This is a genomic window from Nocardia sp. CDC519 (assembly GCF_059509835.1).
Map to the genome: position 1 here is coordinate 1,646,843 of NZ_CM183377.1, position 21,750 is coordinate 1,668,592.

The following is a 21,750-nucleotide window of genomic DNA, read 5'->3' on the forward strand; positions in this document are numbered from 1 at the left end:
GGTAACGCAAGTCAACTTGCGATATTCGTAGGAGGAGCGACATGAACGACAGTGACGTCGTGGTGTCCCGAGGGATCCCGTATGCCAGGGCCGCAAGGTTCGGCGCACCGGAGCCGATCGTGTACGAGGGGCCGCACCAGCACCGCTCGCCGGTTACCGCGCCGCAGCTGCCGGGCCGGCTGGAACCGGTGATGGGCGCGCCCGTCCGGTTGCCGCAATCCGAGGATTGCCTCGAGCTCACCGTCACCGCGCCCGCCGCCGCCGAACCGGGCAGTAGGCCGGTCATGGTGTGGATCCACGGCGGGGCCTACCTCGCGGGCGGTGGTGCGTGGAATCTGTACGACGCCACCGAGTTGGTTCGCGAGACCGGCATCGTCGTCGTGTCGATCAACTACCGGCTCGGGGTGCTCGGCTATCTGCGGATGCCCGGCGTCGCGCCGGGCAATCTCGGATTGCTCGACCAGATCGCCGCGCTGGAGTGGGTGCGCGAGCACATCGCCGGATTCGGCGGTGATCCCGGCCTGGTCACGGTGGCCGGGCAGTCGGCGGGGGCGCATTCCATCGTCGCGATGCTCGGCATCGAATCGACGCGCGGACTGTTCCGGCGCGCGATCGTGCAGAGTTCACCGTTCGGAATCGGTTTTCAGAGCGCCGCGAAAGCGCAGCGGGCGGCGCAGGCGTTTCTCACCGCGCTCGGCGGTGATCCACAGGACGCACCGCTGACGCAGATCCTGGCCGCGCAGGCCGCGGCGGCGAAGAAGCTCGCCGGTCCGGGCGGGCTCAATTCGGCACCGCCCTTTCTGCCGGTCGCCGGGGCCGATCCGCTGCCGGACCGGGCGCGCTGGGAACGCGAGGTGCGCGGGCGTGCGGCGGGGACGCAGCTCGTGATCGGCACGACAGCCGAGGAAATGCGGGCGTTCTACGACGGTCCGCATCCGGTGTTCTCGAGGATCCGCTCGGTGCCGTTGGCGGGCGCACGATTGGTGTCTGCCGTGCAGAACCTGGTCGGGCGCAAAGCCTTCGACGACGGCACCAGCGCGTTCGCCGATCTGTTCGCCGCGCATGGCGCCGAGGTCTACCGCTACCGGGTGCACACCCTGCATCCGGACAACCCGTTCGGCGCCTGCCATTGCCTGGAACTGCCCCTGCTCTTCGGTGACGATTCCGCCTGGCACGACTCGGCCATGCTGCGCCCGCTCACGCCCGCCGAGGTTCGCATGCTCGGTGCGCCGACGCGGAAGCAGTGGGGCGCCTTCGTCCAGACCGGTGATCCCGGGTGGACCCGGCATGCGCCCGGTTCTTCTGCCGCTCAACCCATTCCGTGACCGACGAACCCCGATCCCGGTACTGCCGGATTCGTACACAGGGCGCATCCCGCCGCGTACCCAGCTGTCGCCCTGACAGATGGCGAGACCGGGCGACTGCCGGCTCGACCCAGATCCTGCCCCGTCCGGACGAGCCGATCGCGTCGCGTGGCCCGGCACTGTCACATCCCGATCCGCGACCAACGCTGTCGCCCCCAGTTCCACCAGAGAGGACCGCGTTCCATGGCTGACCGGCACGCTGAAGTAATCGGCGGCGGCATCGGCGGGCTGACCGCCGCGACCGCCTTGGCCCGCAAGGGCTGGACCGTGCGACTGCACGAACGGCAGTCCGCGATCCGGGCGATCGGCGCCGGAATCTATATATGGGACAACGGGTTATCCGCGCTCGCGGAGATCGGTGCGTTCGCCGACGCCACGCGTGGCGCGCATATCGGCCCGGCGATCGAAGCCCGGTCGCGCACCGGGCGCACCCTGTACCGGATCGATATCAACGCCGAGGGCGGACCGCGCTGCTACACACTGCTACGTGACCGGCTGATCGACGCGCTGGTGCAGGCGGCCACCCGGGCCGGCGTCGACCTCGTCACCGACTCGGCTGCTGTGGCGGCCGACCCGGACGGACGGGTCGAGTTCAAGGACGGCCGGACCGCAAGGGCGGATCTGGTCGTCGTCGCCAATGGTGTGCATTCGCGGTTGCGTGACCGGCTCGGTCTCACCACCCGCCGCATCCGGATGCGGGAGGGCGCGGCCCGGCTCATGGTGCCCGCGTCCACCGGCTACCTTCCCGCCGCGGACAGCGTCAAACATCTCGAGCACTTCCAAGGCCGGCGCAGGCTGCTGTACACCCCGTGCACCCCCGAACACGTCTACCTCGCCTTGGTCGCTGATGCCGATGACGCCGCCACCCGCGGCGACCACATCGACGTCGACTCCTGGGTGCGCAGCTTCCCTTATCTGGAATCACTGCTGCGCACCACACCGGACGTGCAGATCCGCTGGGACAACTTCGAATTCATCCGGCTGGCGGCCTGGTCGCGCGGCCGGGTGGCCTTCCTCGGCGATGCCGCGCACGCGCAACCGCCGTATCTGGGGCAAGGCGGAGGCACGGCCATGATCAACGCGGTCTCGCTGGCCGCCGCCGTCAGTGCCGACCTGCCGATGTCCGAGGCGCTGCTCAGCTGGGAGCGCGAGCAACGGCCGGGCATCGAACGCACCCAGCAGACGTCCTACCGCATGCGCCTGCTCAACAGCCTGCCCGACGCCGTGCGTGATCCGCTGCTGATGGTGGCCGGTCGCCTGCCCGGTCTCACCGATTCCCAGCTGGCTGCCACCCGGCTGCGGCCGACCATCAGTGATCAGGCCGCCTGAACCGGCGAATCGTCCGTGCCCGCACTGCCGCGGCTCGGGAGAAGGAGAGAAACATGATCAACACGATGAAGATCAACGGCGTCGAGATCGCCTTCGACGACCAGGGCTACGCACCCGATACGCCGGCGATCGTGCTGCTCAACGGCTGGGCCCACGACCACCGCGCCTGGAACCCGCTGCTGCCGTACTTGCGGGACAAGCATCGCGTCATCCGGGTGTGCTGGCGTGGTCACGGACCGGATCGCACACTGGTTGGTGATTTCGGTGTGGCCGAACAGGTTTCCGACACCATCGGGCTGCTCGACGCGCTCGAGGTCGAGTCGTTCGTGCCGCTGTCGCATGCGCACGGCGGCTGGGTCGGCCTGGACATGGCCGACCAGCTCGGTACCGAGCGGGTGCCTGCGGTCCTGCTGCTCGATCTCATCATGACCCCGCCGCCCCCGGAGTTCGCCGCCGGTGTCGCCGCCCTGCAGAACCCGGCCACCTGGAAGGCCGCGCGCGATGAACTGCTGCGATCCTGGCTCGACGGCAGCACCGACGAGACCGTGCTCAACCACGTCCGATTCGAGGCAGGCGGGCACGGCTACGACATGTGGGCCCGCTCCGGGCGGGAAGTCGAAAAGGCTTATCGGACATGGGGTTCCCCGATGGGCCGAATGGAGAAGATGAGCACACCGCAGCCGATCCGGCACGTATTCTCCCATCCGAAGGCCCCCGAATACGATGCGCTGCACGCCGAATTCGCCGCCAAGAATCCGTGGTTCAGCTACTCCCGGCTCAATGGCGAAACCCACTTCCCGGGTCTCGAGCTGCCCGAGCATGTGGCGGGTGAACTGTTCGACCTGCTCGGGTCGATTCGCGTCGGCTGAATCACGGTGACGACCGGCGCCCTGACGTGCGCCGGTCGAACCCACCTGACATTCGGATGCGAGCCCCTGAGCACCCGGCATCGCTGCACGTACTGCGCCTTCGGATGACGCGCACCGATCCGCCCATGCCAGGCGGTTCCGGGACGCTGCGCAGGAGGAGTGCTTGCCGATCTTGTCCCGATCTGTCACTGTTGATCGCATGATCGTTGGAAAGGACGACACCACCGCCATCCGGTGAGTGTTCTCGGGCAGCGGGAAGCTGCGAACATCCGCAAGAAATGGCTCGGCCGGATGCTGTGCACCGAACCGGCCGATCGTCGCGCCGCTGAGGCGGCCATCTCCGAAATCTACGAACTCGCCGGTCTCGGCCCACCACGCTTTCGATGGGTCTCCTCGCCGCTGATCGCCCGTGCGACCGGTGAGCCGGGAGCCAAGCGCGGGCCGCGACCGATAACATCTCCCGAACCCGCTGTCGTGCAGTTACTTTCGCGAATTCACAGCCGCATGCGGGTGACCGTCGGTATGTCGCGACGCGAGTACGACCGATGGGCGTGCGCGCTGGAGCCCTTCGAGCAGAACATCGCCGGTCCGTTGACGTCTTCATGGGCGGGCACTATCGGCCGCATCATCATGGCAGCCGGTGGCGGGCCGAGTTCGATCCGGAACAACGCGCACTGCGGGTCGGGCTCGGTCGTGTGGTCGGATTTCCCGCCCAATCGGGCAGGTGAACATGCCCGCGCGTGGGAGCTGTGGGCGGCGGTAGCGGCGGCCTGTGGCCCGTGGTGGCCGGACGAGGATCTGTGCGTCGTTTCCGAGCGTCCCGAAATATTGGCCGCGGAGGACGCGGGGGACCGGGGCCGGTTGCGCCTGCACTGCGCCGACGGCCCCGCCATCCGCTATTCCGACGGCTGGGAACTGTTCTTCTGGCACGGGACACAGGTGCCCGGCTGGGTGATCACCGACCCCACGGCCGAAGCCATCGACCGGGAAACCAATGTCGAGGTGCGGCGTTGCGCCATCGAACGACTCGGCTGGCCTGCCTATGTCGAGGAAGCCGGCATGGAACTGCTGGCCTGCGCGCCCGATCCCGGCAATCACGGCTACGAACTGATGCTCTACGAGCTACCGGACGACCAGCGAGTGCTGGTCGCGGTGAACGGTTCCGTCGAACGCGACGGCACCCGCCGCCGCTATGGCCTGACCGTTCCCCGATATCTCACCGATCCCGTCGACGCCGCGGCCTGGACCTATGGCCTGACCGGCACGCAATACTCCCAGCTCCTACACCGCACCTGAGGTGATGACCATGACCGAATCCCTTGTCCTGGAACAACTCGACGCATCCCTTCGCATCCCGGTGATCCGCGGCATGCACGCCCAGGGCGACCTGATCGTCATCCCGCTGTACCTGCTCGACTCGGTCACGCCGAGCCCGGACGCGAGCTGGTGGCCCGTCCCGCCCGACGGCATCGAGGTGCTGCGCGGCGCCGCGGGCGGGAATCCGCACGCGCTGGTCGCCGAACCCGGTACCTGCCGGTGGACGACCGACGTCGCCGACCCGTCCGGGCTCGCGCTCGGCATCTTCGCCGCGGAATCCGTTGCCTACCTGATGCATCCCGAACACGGCGCCACCGGCAGCGTGCCGGGGACGTATGTCATCCGGCGGCAGCGCGAACACTCGCACATGCGCACCCGGCTCGTCGCCGACTGACGGCGGTGTCCCGCCGCCGGGCCGATGCCTCGGCGGCGGGACACATCTGGCTCCCGCCCGGGAGCGAACGTCCGCGGAGATCAGGCGACCGCGCGACGAACCGGTTCGCTCCGGTACCGCGACGGCTTCCCGTCGATGCCCAGCACCTTCCACACCAACTTCGACACCGGGTTGATCAGACCGCTCTGTTCGGCCAAGGCGCGCACGTCGGCGAAGATATCGCGCAGGGCATTGCTGGATTCCTCACTGCGCCAGTACATGTCCTTCACCACCGACTGCGGGATCTCGAACTTCTCGATGAACTCCTTCGGCGGGGTCGCGATCATTTCGCACATGATGCGCATGGCGGTGGGGAACAGCAGCGACAGCGCGAAGCGGGTGGCCGGGTGCATCTTCGGCACGTTGCGGCGCAGATATTCGTGCGCGAAGGAGATGTGCCGCGCTTCCTCCGCCACGTGAATCTGCATGACCCGCTGCACCATCGGATGCATCTGGTCGCCGCCGCGCAGAATCGACTTCTGCAAATGGTCGATGGGTTCCTCACCACCGAGCACCATGGTGAAGAAGAACTCGGGGAAGTACTTCACCGCGGGCCAGATGATCATCGTCAGCTTGCGGTCGATGGAGCCCATGCCGATGACGTCCTCGCCGATGCGATTGATCATCTCCTGGAACATGAGCGTGTGGTTGCACTCTTCGGCGGCTTCATGGGTGATGAAGCGGAATTCCGGATCGCCGTTCGGCAGCGACACCACGTACTGCATGAGCCCACGGATCAGCAGTTGCTCGAAGTCGAGTCCCACCTTGGCGATCCCGGCCTGCCGCCACATACCCATCGCGATCTGCTTCTCGACGGGCAGCGACTTGTACCAGGGATGGTGGCCCAGCGGATCGGCCTCGGGCAGGATCCAGCGCCGATCGGTGCGGTCGACGCCGTAGTCGGGGGAGTCCCAGTCGATGTCGACATACGGGTCGAAGTGCTTGTTGACCGACCCCTCTGACAGCCCCTGGAGTACCTCGCGGTAGGTCTGATCAGCGGATGCGGCCTCACGTGCCACAGACAGCGTCATCGGTGTCTCCCTCGTGCCAGCTCCGGGGGAGATTATCTGGGACCCGGAGTCTCATTAAATGGTAGACGGCGCCCCAGTTCCAGACAAGGGTGTATGGAACGGCGGAGCCGCCGCGCGCCATGTCGGTGCCGGGAGGAAACGTTCGAACGTACCTGCCACTCGCCGCTCAGGCAGCCAGGCCTTCGAGCACTGTGTCGACGAAGGCTTGTATCCGGGCGGCAGGGCCGTCGGCATGCCAGACCAGGCCGAACTCGATCGGTGGAGCATCGGCGAAGGGGATGAAGCTCAGCCCGGGGCGCGGGTAGAAGTCGGCGGCGCGAACAGAGCAGGGGCAGGCACCTTTGCCCGCGCTGATGAGCGTGAGAACCTCGGGCCATGTGGCCGCCGCCGGGCCGCGCGGGATCGGTGCGCCGGAGGGGGTGTGGGTCGGGAAATGGAAGCTGTTGATCGCCTGCGACGGGCCGATGCCGTCGATCAGCTGGATGCCGGCCAGATCCTCCATGGTCAGTGACTTCTGCTGTGCCACAGGATGATTCGATGAGATGACCAGCGCCCTCGGTTCGGCGAAGACGACCGGGCCGGTGATGAGATCCGGTTCCTCGATCGGGAACTCACTCATTTGCAGCTCGATCTCCCTGGCACGCAACTGCCGGTAGTCGCCCACCTGCACCTCGCGGATCTGCACTTCGCCACCCGGATAACGTGCGGTGAACCGGTCCGCCGCCGCGATCAGCGTGGTACCGCACCAGGCGGCGGTGTATCCGACCCGCAGCAGCCCGCCGATGCCGCGACCGGTGGCCGTCGCGAAATCGATCGCGCCCTGGATGGTGCGGTAGCCCACCGAGAGCTCCTCGCGCAGCCGTTCGCCCAGCGGGGTGAGTTCCACACGGCGGCTGGTCCGTTCGAACAGCTTCGCCCCCAACCGGCGTTCCTGGAGGCGGATCGCCTGGCTCACCCGTGCGGTGGATATGTGCAGGCGTTGGGCGGTGCGCCCGAAGTGCAGTTCCTCGGCGAGGGTCAGGAATATCTCGATGTCACGTAGCTCCACTGCCGATCCGATCGTGAACACAGGCATTAACGATCGTTGCAGGATACGCCGTTGTTCGCGGCGCTGGCACGGCGGAATCTGGTTACCGCATTCGTCGAAAGGAGCCACACGCCCATGACCAGACCGAACACCCTCGCGCGCTCGCGTGCGCTGAGACTCGCGCGCTGGGTCCCGATCACCGCTGTCTTGGCCGAAACGGCGGTCGGTTCCTATTGGGACCTCGCCCGCATCCGCTATGTCCGAGAAGTTTTCGACCACCTCGGCTATCCCATGTACTTCGCGACGATCCTCGGCACTGCCAAAGTGGCCGCGCTCGCCGCGATCCTGACCCCTGGTCATCCGCGCACCAAGGAGTGGGCCTACGCCGGACTGGTGTTCGTCTACGGCGGCGCCGCTGCCTCGCACATCGCCGCCGGAGACGGCGTCGACAAGTGGGGTGGGCCGATGGCATTCGCCGCCGCCACCTTGGCCACCCGGGCGTGGCTGCCCACGGGCGGCGCCGGATTCGCCGCGCCCGTGCTCGGCAATCGTCCGCAGCCGGCCTGACCAGGTCCCGTGAAATCACACCCGAGAAAGAAGGAATCCTCATGTCCGCAGTTCGTGTGCACCACTACTCCGTCGATCCGGCCGAGCTCGAGCAGATGCTGGCCCAGCGCGCCCAGGTGATCGCAGGCATCCGCTCCGGTTTCGACGGCTTGGTCGAGACTCGGCTCATCCGCCTCGACGACGGCACCTACCAGGACGTATGGCGCTGGGAAACGGCCGAGCAGCTGGCGGCCGCGCTCGACGCCTCGGCCGCCTTCCCGCCCGTCACCGCCACCCTGGCGCTCACCACGGACGGCACCGTGCAGAACGGTGAAATCGTCGACGAGCGTTAGTCGATCGCCATCGCCTGCGGCCGCCCGGTCGTAGGCGATGGCGGGCCGTCCGGCTGACTGATCAGGCCTCGTCGAGGCGGGCGAGCTGCTCGGCGACGTCGAAGTGCGCCGGCGGCCAATCGAGGTCCAGGTCCTGTAAGGCCGCGATGAGCAGTTCGGTGACGGCGAGCCTGGAATACCACTTGTGGTCGGCGGGCAGGACGTACCAGGGCGCCCGCTCGGTACTCGTGCGGTCGAGTATGGCCTGATAGGCCTCCTGATAGGAGGGCCAGTAGGCGCGTTCGTCGATATCGGAGGGGTTGAATTTCCAGTACTTGTCGGGGCGTTCGAGGCGTTGGCGCAGGCGCTTCTTCTGTTCGTCGAGGGAGACGAACATGGCGACCTTCACCAGGGTGATCCCCTCATCGGTGAGTTCGCGTTCGAAGGCGTTGATCTCGTCGTAGCGCTCACCCCAGACGGTGGCGGGAACGAGATTGTGCACCCGCACCACCAGCACGTCTTCATAGTGCGAGCGGTCGAACACGCCGATCTGGCCGCCGCGCGGCAACTCCTTGCGGATGCGCCACAGGTAGTGGTGGCGCTTCTCCTCCTCGGTGGGCACCCCGAAGGCGGCGTGGTCGACGCCCTGCGGATCCACCGACCCGATCACATGCCGCACGATGCCGCCCTTGCCCGCGGTGTCCATACCCTGTAGCACCAGCAGCACGCTGCGTGAATCACCGGATCGGCCGTTGGCGTACAGCTTTTCCTGAAGATCCGACAGCACCTTTCCGCGTTCGGTCAGCAGGGCCTCACCGAGCTTCCTGTCGCCGTCGAAACCGGGACGGGCGGAGGTGTCCAGATCGGCGATACGCACGCCGTCGGCCTGCAATGCTTCCCGGACCGGAACCGACCAGTGCTTCACCATCCGTCAGACCTACCACATTCGCAGGCGCGATCAGCGAATCTGGGCGAGTTTGAGCAGCTGATGGGCGAAATCGGCATCGGACACCGGTGTCAGGGTGAGCTCATCGGCGGTGGTGAGCAGATACCGTCCGTCGCCGCTGACGTCGAGCCAGGTGCGATGCCGGGTCGGCGGCGACATCGGATTGTCCGGTTCCACCGTGACGGTGATGAAGCCGCGCCCGTCGACCGGTTTGCGCAGAGCGCGACGGAAGCGGGCGGCGCCGCGCTCACCGTTGGTGGAGAAGGTCTGGCCATTGCCCGCGTGGTCGGTGGCGCCGAGCACCGCATCCTGCGGTTCGCGTAGCGTGCCTGCCCGGCCCGGGCGCGCCGGCCCGATCACCTCGACCAGCAGCTCGCCGAGGGCGCGGGCATGACTCATCTGCACCGTCACGGTGGTGGGCGCGGCCACCAGGATCGCGGCGTGCTGGTGCACCACGGCGGCGAAGGCCAAGATGCGGTCGGGGCAGTCTCCGTTACCTGAGGCGGTGCGTTCGCCGGACACGGTGACGGTGGTGGCGTCGGCGCGAGCGCACAGCATGAGCGCGGCAGCCAGATCGGGGTCGGCCTGTCTGGCGAACCGCTGCGGTAATCGCAGGCGCAGGTGTTCGCTCTCGGTGCGCACGGTGGCGGCGGGCGCCATGTTGACCGGATAGGGGCGGCGATCCAGATCGGTTTCGTTCTGCCAGACGTAGCTGAATTCGTCCGGGGTGAGTACCCATTTCACAGTGGCAGGCTCCCGCCGCCGGTGGAATCGGTGCGGGGTACCGCGAAGCGGGGCACCCGGTCTCCCGAAGCGGGGATGGCGGGGGAGTAGACGTGTGTCATGAGGTCCTGGACGTCGGCGGTGACGGCCGCCGCCGCGATGTCGTGATCCATTCTTCGTTGCCCGCCGTGCACGGCCTCGGCGGCGGGATCGTCGAGCGGACGATACGGCTGCGGCGGCGGGATCGCAGCCCGAACCGTTTGCGCCGCGTCGCGATCCAGCTCGAACAGCGCGGCGATCGCAGCGCACACCTCGTGGGCATCGGTGCCAACGCGAATGAAATCACGGGTGGCCTGTGCGGCCGCGTCGGCGGTCTGTCCCGACCACCGCGCGAACTCGCGAGCGGTGGCATCGCCGAATACGCGGAACGCCTCGGCCAGCGCGGTGGCATTGGCCTGCCAGACCGCCGCCGCGCGGTCGAGCGCGGCCGGATCCATCACCTCGTGCACGCGGTCCCAGATCTCCTGATGGGTGTAGCCGATGAAATGTTCACGCTCCGGTGCGTATGGGGGATCGGTATCACCGGCGGGTACGGCGTCGTCAGCCATGGTGCGTTCCTCCCTCGACGGCCCGCCTCACCGCGGCGCCAGATGCGCGGCGACGAGGTCGATCGCGGCCTTGTTGGCGGCCTCGGCGTCGGCGAACTTCTTGCCCGCTGCCAGATAAGCCGCCTTGTAGAGCAGCGCGGTCTCTTGGAGGGCGGTCAACGTGTCGAGATATTCGCGACCCTTCATGCCGAATCCGCGGGCCAGCGCATGGCCGGTGGGTAGGTCGGGGAACCCGGAAACCTCGGTGATCACATGTGATCCGGCTCTGGCCCGATCGAGATCGTCGACCAGGATGTCGCAGGCCGCGGCCAGATTCGTGGCCACGTCCTCGTCGAGTTCGAACGGCGTTGCACCGCCGTCCACCGCCGCGACGTACAGCTGCCGAGCCCGGCTCTGCCCCGTTTCCGGTACCGCCATCCTGGGCTCCCCCTTCCGCTCGGTCCATCACATCCCCGCCGCGTCGATTCGGACTCTACCGGTCGGAAATGCGCGGTGTCGCCGCCTTCGGAAGCCGGCACCGGAACCGGGCTGTGATGTCGCGCACGATAGTGATGGTGGCTCGCGGACCCGATCCGACCACCGGAACCTGGGTGAAAACCGCACCGCCACATCGGCTCCCGACTTGAACATCCGCGCTGCGACGGCGTCACCGGCCTCCCGGCAGAGCACGGTGCACCGCTGGCCGAAGCTGATGTGGTCGGCTTCGTATTCGGCAGCGGAGGTAGCAAATTCGATCTCGCCCTGACTGCGCGATCGGCCCGGCCGGCGACGCGAGATCTCAGCCCGGACGGGTCGCCGACACGTATTGCAGCAGCCGATGGATCTCCTGATCGATCTCGACCAACCCGTGCTCGGCGAACAAGGCCGGGAACGTCTCGGTGTCGAACACCCGCAGACCCGACCAGCCACCGACGATCCGGCTCGCATGCCCGAACGCCGAATCATCGCGATGGCTGGTGGTGATCGCGATCCGGCCGCCCGGCGCCAGCACCCGGATCATCTCCCGCGCCGCCGCCAACGGGTCCGGAATCAGATACAGCGCACCGAAACAGCACACCGCGTCGAAGGATCCGTCGGCGAACGGCAGGAACCGGGCATCGCCGCGCAGGTAACCCACCCGCGGCCCCGCGTTGTCTGCCACGGCCCTGGCCAGCATCGGCGGCGAGTAATCCACCCCGACCGCGTAACCGTCATCGGGCAGCCGCTCACTCAGATATCGCGTGAAATTGCCTGGACCGCAGGCGATATCGAGCACCCGATGCGCCTTGTGCAGCCGCAGCGAATCGGCCGCGTAACGCCGATCCGCCGCGGTGGTGCGGCCGCTGGCCAGATAGAACAGCGTTGGACGCCAGGCCCGTTCGTACACCGCGGCCAGCGCCGGGTTGTTCATCGTGCGCCGAGCGAGATTCATCGAGCCGACTCCATTGTCCGCGAGAGATTCATAGCCGTGCCGGGTTCAGGCGCGCTCGACCTCGATGGTCATCCCGGCCGCCCGCAGCCGTTCGGTGAGCGCATCGCCCATCGCCGCGGCCGGGGTGAGCACACCCGCCAATTCCGGCAGCTTCGCGCCGTCGAAGGCCAGGCACAGCCCGCTCTCGCCGAGCAGCACCGCCGTCGCCTGATAGCCGGGATCGCCCTGCCCGGCGAAGGTCGCGACGTATTTCGCGCCCGAGGTGGTGTGCGCGTAGGTCTTCATGGTGAACCAGCCGCTGGTACGCGCCTGTTCGCTGGGGCCGGTGCCCGGCTTGGGCAGCACCCGATCCAGCAGCTTGCGGCCGGCGCTCACCCGCGAGAGCAGCGCGCCCGCCGCCATCGTGGCCACGATCCCGCCCGACATACCGGCCGCCACCAGTGGCGCCACCGGCGATTTACCCGCGCTCATCACCTCGCGGTAGCGGAAGTTCTTGCCGTACACCCAGCCGAGCAGCCCGTTGGAGCGGCGCACGATCTTGGTGTTGTGCATGGCCATCACGAAGGTGCCCACCCAGCCGTCCAGGCTCGGGTCGATCGAGCTCGCCTTCTGCAACGCCTGATCGGACTGCCTGCCCACATCCGGGTCCATCGACTTGTCCGGGCTCAGCGAATACGGGTGGCTGAGCACCGACTGCTTGGCCGGATCGGCGGCCACCGCCTCCATCATCGCGCGCCCGGAATCGATGGTGCCGCCGCTGACCCCGCCCTTGAGCGAGGCGATCAACGTGGTGTCGGTGAGTTCGCCGGTATTGTCCTCGACGGTTCGCCGGTACAGCTGATACACGCTCAGATCCGACGGAACCGAGTCGTAGCCACAGGAATTGACGATCTTGGCCCCGGTGCCGACGGCCTGCTCGTGATACTGGTCGATCGCCTCGCGGATGAACAACGGCTCGCCGGTGAGATCGGCGTAATGGGTGCCCGCCTCGGCGCAGGCGGCGACCAACGGCAGCCCGTAACGCAGGTACGGCCCCACCGTGGTCACCACGACGGTGGTGCGGGCGGCGAGCGCATCAAGGGCGGGCTGATCGGCCGCGTCCGCGACCACCAGCTCCCACTTCGCGGCCGCGGGGCCGAGTTCATCGCGGACCCTGGTCAGCTTGTCCACCGAGCGTCCGGCCAATGCGATCTTGGCGTCCGCCGGCGCGGCGCCCAGCAGATACTGCGCGGTGAGCTTCCCGACGAAACCCGTCGCGCCGAAGAGGATCAGATCGAATTCGCGGCTGTCCGCCATATGTTCCCTCATGCCTTGTGTCGAGTCTTGCCGGATCGTGCAGTGTCGTCGCCGGTGCGTTCGGTCAGCCAGCGGTGATGCTGCTGACCGAGTTCGGTCACCGGCGGCTCGCCGTAGAGCCATTCTCGGGAGATGCGATGCCAGTTGGCCGTCGCCTCGAGCTGGCCGAGCATGCCGAAGGTGAGGAAGTCCGCGCGCCGGGAGAACAGATGCTCCGGCGGCAGGTTCTGCTGCTTCATCCCGGTGAATTCGCTGGCCCGCGGGTCGACGGCGAGCAGGAAGGCGCCGCTGGCCAGTTCCGGAGTGATGGTCAACTCCTCATCGATGAGACACCATTCGGAGGCGGCGAGCACATACTCGAGGCATTCCTCCGGGCCGATCTCCTCGGGCGAGTCGATCACCCCCCGCTGGATCATCAACTGCCGCAGGTCTTCTGCGCGGTCCTCGGCGGCCGCGCGCAGACACGCCGCCTCGAACTGGACGTGCTCGGGATCCATCCGATTGAACAGGCCGAAATCGAGAAACCCGACCCGCCCGTCTTCGGTGAGCATGACATTGCCGGGATGCGGATCGCCGCAGAACTCGTTGAACACGAACAGCGAACCCACATAGAAGCGGTAGATGATCTCACCGATCCGGTCCCGTTCGGCCTGCGGCATCTCCTTGATCTCTTCGAAACCGCTGCCCACCAGGTATTCGCTGACCAGCACCCGCCGGGTACTCAGCTCCGGCACCGGCCTGGGCACCACGATGAACGGATGCCCGGCGTAGAGCTCGGAGATCTGCCGCTGGGTCTCGGCTTCGGCGTGGTAATCGAGTTCGGCCTCCATATTCAGCCGAAGTTCGTCCAGCACCGCCGGCGTCACCCACGGCATTGCCGATTGCAGAACCCGGCGAAACATCGCCAGGTTCTTCAGATCCGCGCGCACCGCGATATCGATGCCCGGATACTGCACCTTCACCGCGACCTTGCGCCCGTCGTGCAGCCGCCCGCGGTAGACCTGGCCGATCGAGGCCGCCGCCACCGGTTCGGATTCGAACTCGGCGAACACCTCGTCGAGCGGGCGGCCGAAATCTTCCTCGATCACCGCGCGCATGGCCTCGAACGACACCGTCGGCGCGGCATTGCGCAGCACCGCGAGGCGCTTCTGGAAACGTTCGCGATGATCGGGCGGCACCAGATCCAGATCCAGCACCGACATCATCTGGCCGAGCTTCATGGCCACGCCCTTCATGGTGCCAAGCACCATGACCACCTGTTCGGTGGTGCGGATCATGGATTCCTCGGCCATCTTCGCGCGCACCGCTTCCGAGCGGCCGCGCATGGACAGCCGCGCGCGCTGATTGCGCAGCACGGATCCGGCCGCGACCGCGCCGAGCTTCGTCCCGCGAGCCAGCCGGGATGTCGGCACTTGTTTCGCCATCGAGGTACCTCCGTTGGTGCCGACGCGCGAACGGAGACGCAACCCCTCTGTAGCGCCCCGCTGGCGTTCAGACTAACCAACCGCGCCGCGATGTCGAGTCCCGCGTCACATCCGGGGCCGCGACTGGCTCAGACGGTGCCTTCGGCGATCTCGGGGGTGTCCACGGGCTTCGGCAGCACATGCGGCAAGGCGTTGAACTTGGTGCGCGAGCCGCCCGCGCGCGCCATGCCCTCGATCGCGCTCCAGGCCATCATCGACAGGTAATCGATGACTTCCTCCCGCGACATGGTCTTGTCCGTGGTCCACCAGTGCGTCGCCAGCTGGATGCCGCCGACCAGCACATACGACCACAGCAGCGCGCCCTCGGTCTCGATCCCGAGATCGTCGGCCCTGCTGATGATGGCGGCGGCGACCACCTCGGCGAACAGCTTCTCGAATTCGGCCAGCGAGGACTGGTCGGCCGAGCCGTTGCCCATGATGAACCGATAGACCTCGGGGTCCTCGTCGACCGCGCCGACGTACTCACCGAGCGCGGTGCGCACCAGCTGGTACTCGTCGGCATCCAGGCTGATCGCGCCGTAGACGCGCGGCATCAGCGTGATCTCGATGAACCGCTGCATGGTGGCGTGGACCAGATCGTTCTTGTCCGCGAAATAGCGGTAGAGCACCGTCTTGGAGACGCCGATCTCGGCGGCGATCTCGTCCATTCCGGCGCTGCTGCCGCGGGCGCGTACGGCGGCCAGGGTGCCGTCGACCAGCTCTTCGCGGCGGTCGATCTTGTGCTGTCGCCACCGGCGTTTGCGGCCATCGGTGTTGCCGGTGCGCACCGCCGCCGGTCGGTCGGCGCGCTCACCGACGTCGACAAGGTCTTCGGTGGACAGGGTGGGCTCCCTCGTTCGAAACGGATCCGTGTCACCCAGCTTAGGTCCCATTACTCCCCAGCAGGACCTTTTGGGGTGCCGATCACCGCATTCGGGGGGTGGATGCGAGCGGAGTCACACCGATGAGGCCACTCTCGGCGACCCTCCGGTTGCGCACGGCGACGCTGCCGGAGCGCAAAGGCCAGCAGAATGGAGGACATGCACAACGCTCCCGGCGATACCGCGGTCCTCGGCGACCGCAGCTCCGAGGCCGCCGGCGCGCAGCCGACGATGCCGAGCAGCTTCACCTCCTTCACCGATGACGCGAGCAAACGTCGTGATCTGTGGAAGATGAAGTCGCTGGCCACCGGACTGCTGGCGCTGGCGACCGCGATCTATCTCGGCTGCCGCTGGCTCGAGTCGCGCGGCGGCGGCGGCGATTGGGTCGGTTATGTGCGGGCCGCGTCCGAGGCGGGCATGGTCGGCGCACTGGCCGACTGGTTCGCGGTGACGGCGCTGTTCCGGCATCCACTCGGTCTGCCCATCCCGCACACCGCCATCATCAAGCGCAAAAAGGATCAGCTCGGTGCCAGCCTCGGCAGCTTCGTCGGCACCAATTTCCTCTCGCCCGAGGTGGTGACCGCGAAGGTCAACTCCGCGCAGGTGTCGTGGCGGGTCGGCCGTTGGATGGCCGAGCCGGCCAATGCCGCGCGAGTGGCGCAGGAGAGTTCGACCATTCTGCGCGCCGTGGTCGGAGTACTGCGTGACGAGGACGTCGAGCAGGTCATCGACAACACCATCGTCAAGCGGATCGCCGAACCGCAGTGGGGTCCGCCGATCGGGCGGGTGCTGGCCGAGTTGCTCGCCGACAATCGTCAGCTGCCGCTGCTGGATCTGCTGGCCGAGCGCGCCCATCAATGGGCGCTCGGCAGTCAGGAGACCATCGACCGGGTGGTGCTGCGCGACGCTCCGCAGTGGGCGCCGAAGTTCGTCAACATCATGTTGTCGGAGAAGATCTACCGCGAGGTCGTCGAATTCACCTGGAAGGTGCGCTCGACGCCCGATCACGAGGTGCGCCTGGCCGCCAATCGCTTCCTCGAGCAGTTCGCCGACGACCTCCAGCACGACGAGGCGATGATCGCCAAGGCCGAACGGATCAAGTCCCAGATCATGGGCCGCGAGGAGATCACCGGTATGGCGGAGGCGACCTGGCGCGCGGCCAAACGGCTGATCCTGGAATCCGCCGACGACCCCAACAGCACGCTGCGCCGCAAGGTTGCCGAAAACGTGCAAGCGCTCGGCGAGCAACTGCGCGATGATGAGATCACGCGCGGCAAAGTGGATGGCTGGATCGAGCGCGGCGCACGGTATCTGGCGGCCAACTACGCCGACGAGATCGCGACCATCGTCAGCGATACCGTTGCCAGGTGGGATGCGGAAGAAGCGAGTAAGAAGATCGAATTGCAGGTCGGGCGTGACCTGCAATTCATCCGGATCAACGGCACGGTGGTCGGTTCGCTTGCCGGACTTGCCATCTACACGGTGTCGCACCTGATGTTCGGCGGCTGAGACAGCGCTGCCGGAAATTTGCCCGAAGGGTGCTAACACAAGTGCTTGCAATAGCTAGCACCCTGTCCTACCATTGGTTACGTACTACCGCCAGAAGGTGAGTGATGGCAGACCAGCCCGAGGTTTCCGCCCAGCACACCGAGGAGCCGGACGATGGTTCCGGTCTCGGGGAACGGGGGGGTCGCGTCTCCAACGCGGCGCACGACATCGGAGGTTTCATCAGGGCGCAACGTGAGGCCGCCCAGGTCTCGCTGCGCCAGCTCGCACAGCTGGCGGGGGTGAGCAACCCGTATCTCAGTCAGATCGAGCGCGGATTGCGCAACCCCTCCGCCGAGGTGCTCGCGCAGATCGCCAAGGCACTGCGAGTGTCCTCGGAGGTGTTGTACGTACGGGCCGGCTATCTCGAACAACGGCCGCACAGCCCGGTCCGGGACGCCCTGCTCGCCGACACGACGATCAGTGAACGGCAAAAGCAGGTTTTGCTGGATATTTACGAATCGTTTCGCCGGGAAAACGGAGGGAACGAATCAGGGGGGGATGACTGGGACAGCGCCGTTCCGCATATTACGACCGACACTCCGCCACGCCAGGAGAACGAAACATGACCGACAACGCCACCACCAAGCCGCTCTACGCGACCGTGGGCGCCGGTGACGCCGTCTACACCGCGGTCCTCGACGCCGTGACCCAGGTGCGCGAGCGCGCCCAGTCCGCCGATGTCACCGGCCGCGTCGACGAGGCCCGCGAGCGCATCGCCAACCTCCCCGCCGACGTCCAGGGCCAGTTCGACTCGCTGCGCGAGCGCCTCTCCGGCCTGCCGTCGGAGCTGCCGGAGGATCTCGCCGAGCTGCGCGAGAAGTTCACCCCCGAGGAGCTGCGCAAGCTGGCCGAGCAGTACTACCGCCAGGTTCTCGACCTGTACTCCGACCTCGCCGTGCGCGGTGAGGAGACCGTGGAGCGGCTGCGCGCCAACCACCTGGTCGAGGAGCAGGTCGGCCGGGTCGAGTCGCTGTACAAGGACGCGGCCGAGCGGGCCGAGGACGTGCTGGGCCGGGTCAACGACCTGATCGGCCGTTCCGCCAAGGTCGTCGAGGAAGAGGCCGAGGCTGCTGCCGACGCCGTCGTCGACGCCGAGGTCGTCGAGGTCACCACCGAGACCGCGCCCGCCCCCGCCAAGAAGGCGCCCGCCGCCAAGAAGGCTCCGGCCAAGGCTCCCGCCGCCAAGGCCGAGACCCCCGCGAAGAAGGCCCCGGCGCGCAAGACCGCCGCGAAGAAGGCTTGATTCGCCTGCCGCACGCCCGGTGACGGGCCTGCGGTCGCGCTACTCGACGACCCCGCGTACCGATCCGGTGCGCGGGGTCGTCGCTTTTCGTTTCCTCGCCCTCGGTAGCCGGTGGGCCGCGGTGGTTGCTCCTATCATGGTGGAGTGGAAATTGCGCAGGGTGTGACCGGCCTTATCGTGCTCGTGCTGTGGCTGCTGGCTTTCGGCGCGACCATCTTCGCGCTGATTCATGCCCTACGTCAGCGTCCGGACGCGTTTACAGCGGTAGACAAGCTGACCAAGCCGATCTGGCTGGCGATCCTCGGCGTGGCGGTGCTGCTTCTGCTGCTGTCGTTCGCGGGGCTGGGGTTGTTCGCCTTCATCGCCATCATCGCGACGGGCATCTATCTCGCCGATGTGCGGCCGAAGGTGGACGAGATCCAGCGCGGTCCGCGCTGGTAAGACGCGACTCTGCCCTGGTCACGGGCCTGGGGCAGCAGTGTGGGTGGTTGTTGAGCAGCCAGGGCTGGCCCTTCGGAACAGCGGCCGTTCCCGAAAAAAATTTCGTTGCCGTCTGCGCTGGTGACGCGCGGTTCTCCGGAATTTCCTGACTGCTAGCACTAGCTAGCACGCGCTCCAGTGGTTACTGTATCTATCAGTAACACAAAGGAGTGTCCGATGCGTGCAATGTTGCCGACGGCGTTGGCGAGCCTCCCGACCCAGCTTCGGGGCCTGCTGGACGTGCACCGTGCGAACCTGCGGTCACGTACCTACCAGAACGCCGCACTGAACCCGCCGACCGTTCCGCACGACGTCATTCCGGTGACCACCCCGGACGGCGTCAAGCTGCGCGTCCACGCGTACGGACCGGCCGACGGCAACGTCATCGTGCTGGTGCACGGCTGGACCTGCGCCATCGAATACTGGTATCCGCAGATCAACGCCTTCGCCGGCGAATACCGCGTCATCGCCTACGATCAGCGCGGCCACGGCGAGAGCGAACTGGGCTCCAGCCCCCTCGACTGCGATCTGCTCGCCGACGACCTCTGCGCGGTCCTCGACACCGCCCTGCGTCCCGGCCAGCGCGCCGTCCTCGTCGGCCACAGCCTCGGCGGCATGACCCTGCAGGCCTGGGCGGGCAAGCATCCCGACCGGGTCCGCGCGCAGGCCGAAGCCGTGTTGCTCAGCAACACCGGCCCGCATTCGCTGATCGCCGAGACCACCGTGGTGCCGCCGTTCAACAAGCCGCTGTCCTGGCTCGGCGGCCGCATCATCCCGCTGCCGTTCTGGTTCGGTCGCCTCGGCCTCGGCACCCCCATCGTCTTCCCGCCGATCGCCCCCGTCCGCTGGGCTTTCGCCCGGCAGATCATGACCCTGGACGCCCCGCGCGAGCTGGTCGATTTCAGCATGGCCGTCGTGCGCTCCTGCCCGGCCTCGGTCCGCGCGAAGTTCGGCTTCCTCCTCGCCGATATGCATCTCGGCGAATCCGCACGGAATCTGGTCGTCCCCACCACATTGCTGGCCGGAGCGTTCGACGATATGACGCCCCCGGTGCACTCCGAGCAGCTCGCCGAAATCCTCGCGGAGGTGGGCAGTCTGGTTCGCTATGAGGTGCTGCCGACCGGGCACCTCGGGAACGTGGAAGCCTACGAACGCTTCAACGAGGAACTGGGGCGCGTGCTCGACTCGGTGTACCAGCCGGTCGAAGCCGTCGGCTGAGCTTGCACCAGCCTGCGTGGTCGGTTCGACGCCTGCCGATCTCGACTGCTGGGGCGCCGGCGACCCCTTGCTCGACCGTGATTTGCGAAGCCGGCTGCGGCATCCCATTCCGAGGCGTCCCATACCTTATGGCGAGCCCACACAGGTCACAGCCGGTGTGAACTCGCCGGAGCCTGCGCGACGACCCGGTCAGGAGAAGACGACCGTCCGCCGGCCGTGCACCAGCACCCGGCCCTCCAGATGCCAGCGCAGGCCGCGCGCCAGCACCACCCGCTCGATATCGCGGCCCTGACGCACCATGTCGCGGACGTCGTCGGCGTGGTCGATGCGGATGACGTCCTGTTCGATGATCGGGCCGGCGTCCAGTTCGGGGGTCACGTAGTGACAGGTCGCGCCGATGAGTTTGACCCCGCGCGCGAAGGCCTGGTGGTACGGCCGGGCGCCGACGAACGAGGGCAGGAAGCTGTGGTGGATGTTGATCGCCTTGCCCGCCCAGTGCTCGCACAGTTCCGCGGGCAGCACCTGCATGAAGCGGGCCAGCACCACCGCGTGCGGGTCGTGCTGGTCGACCAGGGCGCGGACCTGCTCGAAGGCGGGCCCGCGCTCGGCCGGGTCCTTGGGGAACGGCACATGATGGAACTTCACCCCGTGCGCTTCGGCCATCTCGGCCAGATCGAGATGGTTGCCGATCACCGCCTCGATGGTGGCGGGCAGCTCACCGGAGGCCGCCCGGCCGAGCAGGTCGTGCAGGCAGTGGCCATCCTTGCTGACCAGCAGCACCGCCCGGCGCCGCGCGCCCGAATCGAGCAGTTGCCAGTCGGTTTCGGAGCCCAGGCTCGCCGCCACGTCGGCGAAGCGGGTGCGCAGCTCACCGAGATCGAACGGCACCGTGGAAGCCTTGATGGCCTGCCGGGTGAAGAACCAGCCGGTCTCCACATCGGAGTGGTAACCGGCCTCCACGATCGATCCGCCGAAGCCCGCGATGAACGAGGTGATCTCGGCGATGATGCCCGGACGGTCCGGGCAGCCGAGGGTCAGCACGTAACGACGATCGTCGGAGACGGAGGGAGCAGCACTCATGCGCCCATCCTCGCAGGTGAGCAAGGCCCGCTCGCACCGAGTGCGCCGCGGGCCACCGCGATCAGCCGTAGAAGGGCTCCGCGTAACGGAACTCGCCGACGATCTGGGCGTCGTAGGCCGTGAGGGCACGGACCTGGAAGTGGCTCGCCCAGCTCGATTCATCCGGTGCGATGCCGAGGCGGGCGCCGGGGACGAAGCCGAAGCGCGGGTAGTAATCCAGGTGGCCGACCAGCCCGATCAAGGGTTCGTCGAGAGCGTCGGCCGCCCCGATGACGGCATGCATGAGGGCCGCGCCCACACCGTCACCCTGATGGCCCGCCTGCACTCCGATCGGTCCGAGCGCGAGCACCGGGAACGGGCCGACAGCGGCACGGGTGAGGCAGACATGCCCGATGACGGCATCGTGCTCCACCGCGACCATGGACAGCGTCGGGATCCAGCCGGGATCGCTGCGTAGCCGTTCGACCAGATCGACCTCGGGGGGTTCGATGGCCTCCTGGCCGGTGTACTGCGGGCCGAAGGCGCTGCGGTGGACTGCGGCGATGGCGTCGGTGTCGCCGGCGCGTTCGCGTCGGATCAGCACGGTTGTCCTCTCTTCCCGACCA

The 21,750-nt window shown here is 67.4% G+C and carries 24 protein-coding genes; 12 read left to right on the forward strand and 12 right to left on the reverse strand.

Translation table 11 applies throughout. From position 1 onward, the window contains the following. The first annotated feature begins 41 nt into the window (after positions 1–41). The 5 genes from AC5W7N_RS07420 (at position 42) to AC5W7N_RS07440 (ending at position 5,273) form a co-directional block, all read left to right on the forward strand. Complete coding sequence (locus AC5W7N_RS07420; RefSeq protein ID WP_495923439.1) at positions 42–1,325, forward strand: carboxylesterase family protein; 1,284 nt, start codon at positions 42–44, stop codon at positions 1,323–1,325. 222 nt (positions 1,326–1,547) lie between these two features. Then, positions 1,548–2,693, forward strand: coding sequence for an FAD-dependent oxidoreductase (locus AC5W7N_RS07425; protein ID WP_495923440.1), 1,146 nt, complete (start codon positions 1,548–1,550; stop codon positions 2,691–2,693). Positions 2,694–2,749: 56 nt separating this feature from the next. After that, positions 2,750–3,562 (forward strand): alpha/beta fold hydrolase, encoded by an 813-nt coding sequence (locus AC5W7N_RS07430; protein WP_280498731.1) that lies wholly within the window; start codon positions 2,750–2,752, stop codon positions 3,560–3,562. A 234-nt stretch (positions 3,563–3,796) separates the two neighbouring features. After that, positions 3,797–4,858, forward strand: a complete 1,062-nt coding sequence (locus AC5W7N_RS07435) for a DUF6745 domain-containing protein (RefSeq protein WP_195006827.1) — start codon at positions 3,797–3,799, stop codon at positions 4,856–4,858. 10 nt (positions 4,859–4,868) lie between these two features. After that, entirely contained in the window at positions 4,869–5,273 is a 405-nt protein-coding gene (locus tag AC5W7N_RS07440) for a DUF8820 family protein (protein WP_194989289.1), read from the forward strand. 80 nt (positions 5,274–5,353) lie between these two features. Here AC5W7N_RS07440 and AC5W7N_RS07445 read toward each other — a convergent pair whose 3' ends face one another. After that, a complete protein-coding gene (locus AC5W7N_RS07445) occupies positions 5,354–6,343 on the reverse strand; it encodes an AurF N-oxygenase family protein (protein WP_194989288.1) in 990 nt (329 codons plus the stop codon). A gap of 166 nt (positions 6,344–6,509) precedes the next feature. Next, a complete protein-coding gene (locus AC5W7N_RS07450; RefSeq protein WP_495923441.1) occupies positions 6,510–7,499 on the reverse strand; it encodes a LysR family transcriptional regulator in 990 nt (329 codons plus the stop codon). A gap of 6 nt (positions 7,500–7,505) precedes the next feature. Between AC5W7N_RS07450 and AC5W7N_RS07455 the strand changes: the two genes are divergently transcribed. Together AC5W7N_RS07455 and AC5W7N_RS07460 are read left to right on the forward strand one after the other, a co-directional pair. Beyond that, positions 7,506–7,937: a DoxX family protein gene (locus AC5W7N_RS07455; protein ID WP_194989286.1), complete on the forward strand. Its 432-nt coding sequence runs from the start codon at positions 7,506–7,508 to the stop codon at positions 7,935–7,937. Between the two features lie 41 nt (positions 7,938–7,978). Beyond that, the gene (locus AC5W7N_RS07460; RefSeq protein ID WP_163810282.1) at positions 7,979–8,269 is read left to right on the forward strand and encodes a hypothetical protein; all 291 of its coding nucleotides are present in this window, start codon (positions 7,979–7,981) and stop codon (positions 8,267–8,269) included. 61 nt (positions 8,270–8,330) lie between these two features. Here the strand turns inward: AC5W7N_RS07460 and AC5W7N_RS07465 are convergent, their stop codons facing one another. From AC5W7N_RS07465 to AC5W7N_RS07500, 8 genes are all read right to left on the reverse strand, one after another. Further along, positions 8,331–9,176 (reverse strand): polyphosphate kinase 2 family protein, encoded by an 846-nt coding sequence (locus AC5W7N_RS07465; RefSeq protein WP_163810279.1) that lies wholly within the window; start codon positions 9,174–9,176, stop codon positions 8,331–8,333. A gap of 30 nt (positions 9,177–9,206) precedes the next feature. Next, the gene (locus AC5W7N_RS07470) at positions 9,207–9,938 is read right to left on the reverse strand and encodes an ESX secretion-associated protein EspG (RefSeq protein WP_163810278.1); all 732 of its coding nucleotides are present in this window, start codon (positions 9,936–9,938) and stop codon (positions 9,207–9,209) included. Continuing rightward, a complete protein-coding gene (locus AC5W7N_RS07475) occupies positions 9,935–10,525 on the reverse strand; it encodes a hypothetical protein (protein WP_194989285.1) in 591 nt (196 codons plus the stop codon). The genes AC5W7N_RS07470 and AC5W7N_RS07475 overlap by 4 nt, the downstream gene beginning before the upstream one ends. A 27-nt stretch (positions 10,526–10,552) precedes the next feature. Beyond that, positions 10,553–10,942, reverse strand: a complete 390-nt coding sequence (locus AC5W7N_RS07480) for a hypothetical protein (RefSeq protein ID WP_163810274.1) — start codon at positions 10,940–10,942, stop codon at positions 10,553–10,555. Between the two features lie 361 nt (positions 10,943–11,303). Then, on the reverse strand, positions 11,304–11,936 hold the full coding sequence (locus AC5W7N_RS07485; RefSeq protein WP_163810272.1) for a class I SAM-dependent methyltransferase: 633 nt from the start codon (positions 11,934–11,936) through the stop codon (positions 11,304–11,306). 45 nt (positions 11,937–11,981) lie between these two features. Further along, a complete protein-coding gene (locus AC5W7N_RS07490) occupies positions 11,982–13,232 on the reverse strand; it encodes a saccharopine dehydrogenase family protein (RefSeq protein WP_194989283.1) in 1,251 nt (416 codons plus the stop codon). An 8-nt stretch (positions 13,233–13,240) separates the two neighbouring features. After that, positions 13,241–14,656, reverse strand: a complete 1,416-nt coding sequence (locus tag AC5W7N_RS07495) for an ABC1 kinase family protein (RefSeq protein ID WP_194989282.1) — start codon at positions 14,654–14,656, stop codon at positions 13,241–13,243. 128 nt (positions 14,657–14,784) lie between these two features. Continuing rightward, entirely contained in the window at positions 14,785–15,483 is a 699-nt protein-coding gene (locus tag AC5W7N_RS07500) for a TetR/AcrR family transcriptional regulator (protein ID WP_195020865.1), read from the reverse strand. A gap of 252 nt (positions 15,484–15,735) precedes the next feature. On the opposite strand from AC5W7N_RS07500, the gene AC5W7N_RS07505 reads away from it, so the two are divergent. From AC5W7N_RS07505 to AC5W7N_RS07525, 5 genes are all read left to right on the forward strand, one after another. Beyond that, a complete protein-coding gene (locus AC5W7N_RS07505) occupies positions 15,736–17,085 on the forward strand; it encodes a DUF445 domain-containing protein (protein WP_375139364.1) in 1,350 nt (449 codons plus the stop codon). 104 nt (positions 17,086–17,189) lie between these two features. Next, positions 17,190–17,690, forward strand: a complete 501-nt coding sequence (locus tag AC5W7N_RS07510) for a helix-turn-helix domain-containing protein (protein ID WP_138458789.1) — start codon at positions 17,190–17,192, stop codon at positions 17,688–17,690. Continuing rightward, positions 17,687–18,367, forward strand: coding sequence for a heparin-binding hemagglutinin (locus AC5W7N_RS07515; RefSeq protein WP_194989281.1), 681 nt, complete (start codon positions 17,687–17,689; stop codon positions 18,365–18,367). The genes AC5W7N_RS07510 and AC5W7N_RS07515 overlap by 4 nt, the downstream gene beginning before the upstream one ends. 144 nt (positions 18,368–18,511) lie before the next feature. Next, positions 18,512–18,808, forward strand: a complete 297-nt coding sequence (locus AC5W7N_RS07520) for a DUF2516 family protein (RefSeq protein ID WP_104360649.1) — start codon at positions 18,512–18,514, stop codon at positions 18,806–18,808. 216 nt (positions 18,809–19,024) lie between these two features. Next, entirely contained in the window at positions 19,025–20,065 is a 1,041-nt protein-coding gene (locus AC5W7N_RS07525; protein WP_163810262.1) for an alpha/beta fold hydrolase, read from the forward strand. A 189-nt stretch (positions 20,066–20,254) separates the two neighbouring features. Here the strand turns inward: AC5W7N_RS07525 and purU are convergent, their stop codons facing one another. Both purU and AC5W7N_RS07535 read right to left on the reverse strand, forming a co-directional pair. After that, the gene (gene purU, locus AC5W7N_RS07530; RefSeq protein ID WP_195020131.1) at positions 20,255–21,145 is read right to left on the reverse strand and encodes a formyltetrahydrofolate deformylase; all 891 of its coding nucleotides are present in this window, start codon (positions 21,143–21,145) and stop codon (positions 20,255–20,257) included. Between the two features lie 61 nt (positions 21,146–21,206). Continuing rightward, on the reverse strand, positions 21,207–21,728 hold the full coding sequence (locus tag AC5W7N_RS07535) for a GNAT family N-acetyltransferase (RefSeq protein ID WP_163810256.1): 522 nt from the start codon (positions 21,726–21,728) through the stop codon (positions 21,207–21,209). Between the last annotated feature and the right edge of the window lie 22 nt (positions 21,729–21,750).

What these genes read in the sequence shown, in the direction of transcription:
- AC5W7N_RS07510 (WP_138458789.1), top strand. Translation starts at nt 17,190, where the DNA reads ATGGCAGACCAGCCCGAGGTTTCCGCCCAGCACACCGAGGAGCCGGAC.
- AC5W7N_RS07425 (WP_495923440.1), top strand. Translation starts at nt 1,548, where the DNA reads ATGGCTGACCGGCACGCTGAAGTAATCGGCGGCGGCATCGGCGGGCTG.
- purU (WP_195020131.1), bottom strand. Translation starts at nt 21,145, where the DNA reads ATGAGTGCTGCTCCCTCCGTCTCCGACGATCGTCGTTACGTGCTGACC.
- AC5W7N_RS07465 (WP_163810279.1), bottom strand. Translation starts at nt 9,176, where the DNA reads ATGGTGAAGCACTGGTCGGTTCCGGTCCGGGAAGCATTGCAGGCCGAC.
- AC5W7N_RS07455 (WP_194989286.1), top strand. Translation starts at nt 7,506, where the DNA reads ATGACCAGACCGAACACCCTCGCGCGCTCGCGTGCGCTGAGACTCGCG.
- AC5W7N_RS07420 (WP_495923439.1), top strand. Translation starts at nt 42, where the DNA reads ATGAACGACAGTGACGTCGTGGTGTCCCGAGGGATCCCGTATGCCAGG.
- AC5W7N_RS07480 (WP_163810274.1), bottom strand. Translation starts at nt 10,942, where the DNA reads ATGGCGGTACCGGAAACGGGGCAGAGCCGGGCTCGGCAGCTGTACGTC.
- AC5W7N_RS07515 (WP_194989281.1), top strand. Translation starts at nt 17,687, where the DNA reads ATGACCGACAACGCCACCACCAAGCCGCTCTACGCGACCGTGGGCGCC.
- AC5W7N_RS07490 (WP_194989283.1), bottom strand. Translation starts at nt 13,232, where the DNA reads ATGGCGGACAGCCGCGAATTCGATCTGATCCTCTTCGGCGCGACGGGT.
- AC5W7N_RS07495 (WP_194989282.1), bottom strand. Translation starts at nt 14,656, where the DNA reads ATGGCGAAACAAGTGCCGACATCCCGGCTGGCTCGCGGGACGAAGCTC.
- AC5W7N_RS07505 (WP_375139364.1), top strand. Translation starts at nt 15,736, where the DNA reads ATGCACAACGCTCCCGGCGATACCGCGGTCCTCGGCGACCGCAGCTCC.
- AC5W7N_RS07445 (WP_194989288.1), bottom strand. Translation starts at nt 6,343, where the DNA reads ATGACGCTGTCTGTGGCACGTGAGGCCGCATCCGCTGATCAGACCTAC.
- AC5W7N_RS07440 (WP_194989289.1), top strand. Translation starts at nt 4,869, where the DNA reads ATGACCGAATCCCTTGTCCTGGAACAACTCGACGCATCCCTTCGCATC.
- AC5W7N_RS07460 (WP_163810282.1), top strand. Translation starts at nt 7,979, where the DNA reads ATGTCCGCAGTTCGTGTGCACCACTACTCCGTCGATCCGGCCGAGCTC.
- AC5W7N_RS07525 (WP_163810262.1), top strand. Translation starts at nt 19,025, where the DNA reads ATGCGTGCAATGTTGCCGACGGCGTTGGCGAGCCTCCCGACCCAGCTT.
- AC5W7N_RS07475 (WP_194989285.1), bottom strand. Translation starts at nt 10,525, where the DNA reads ATGGCTGACGACGCCGTACCCGCCGGTGATACCGATCCCCCATACGCA.
- AC5W7N_RS07485 (WP_163810272.1), bottom strand. Translation starts at nt 11,936, where the DNA reads ATGAATCTCGCTCGGCGCACGATGAACAACCCGGCGCTGGCCGCGGTG.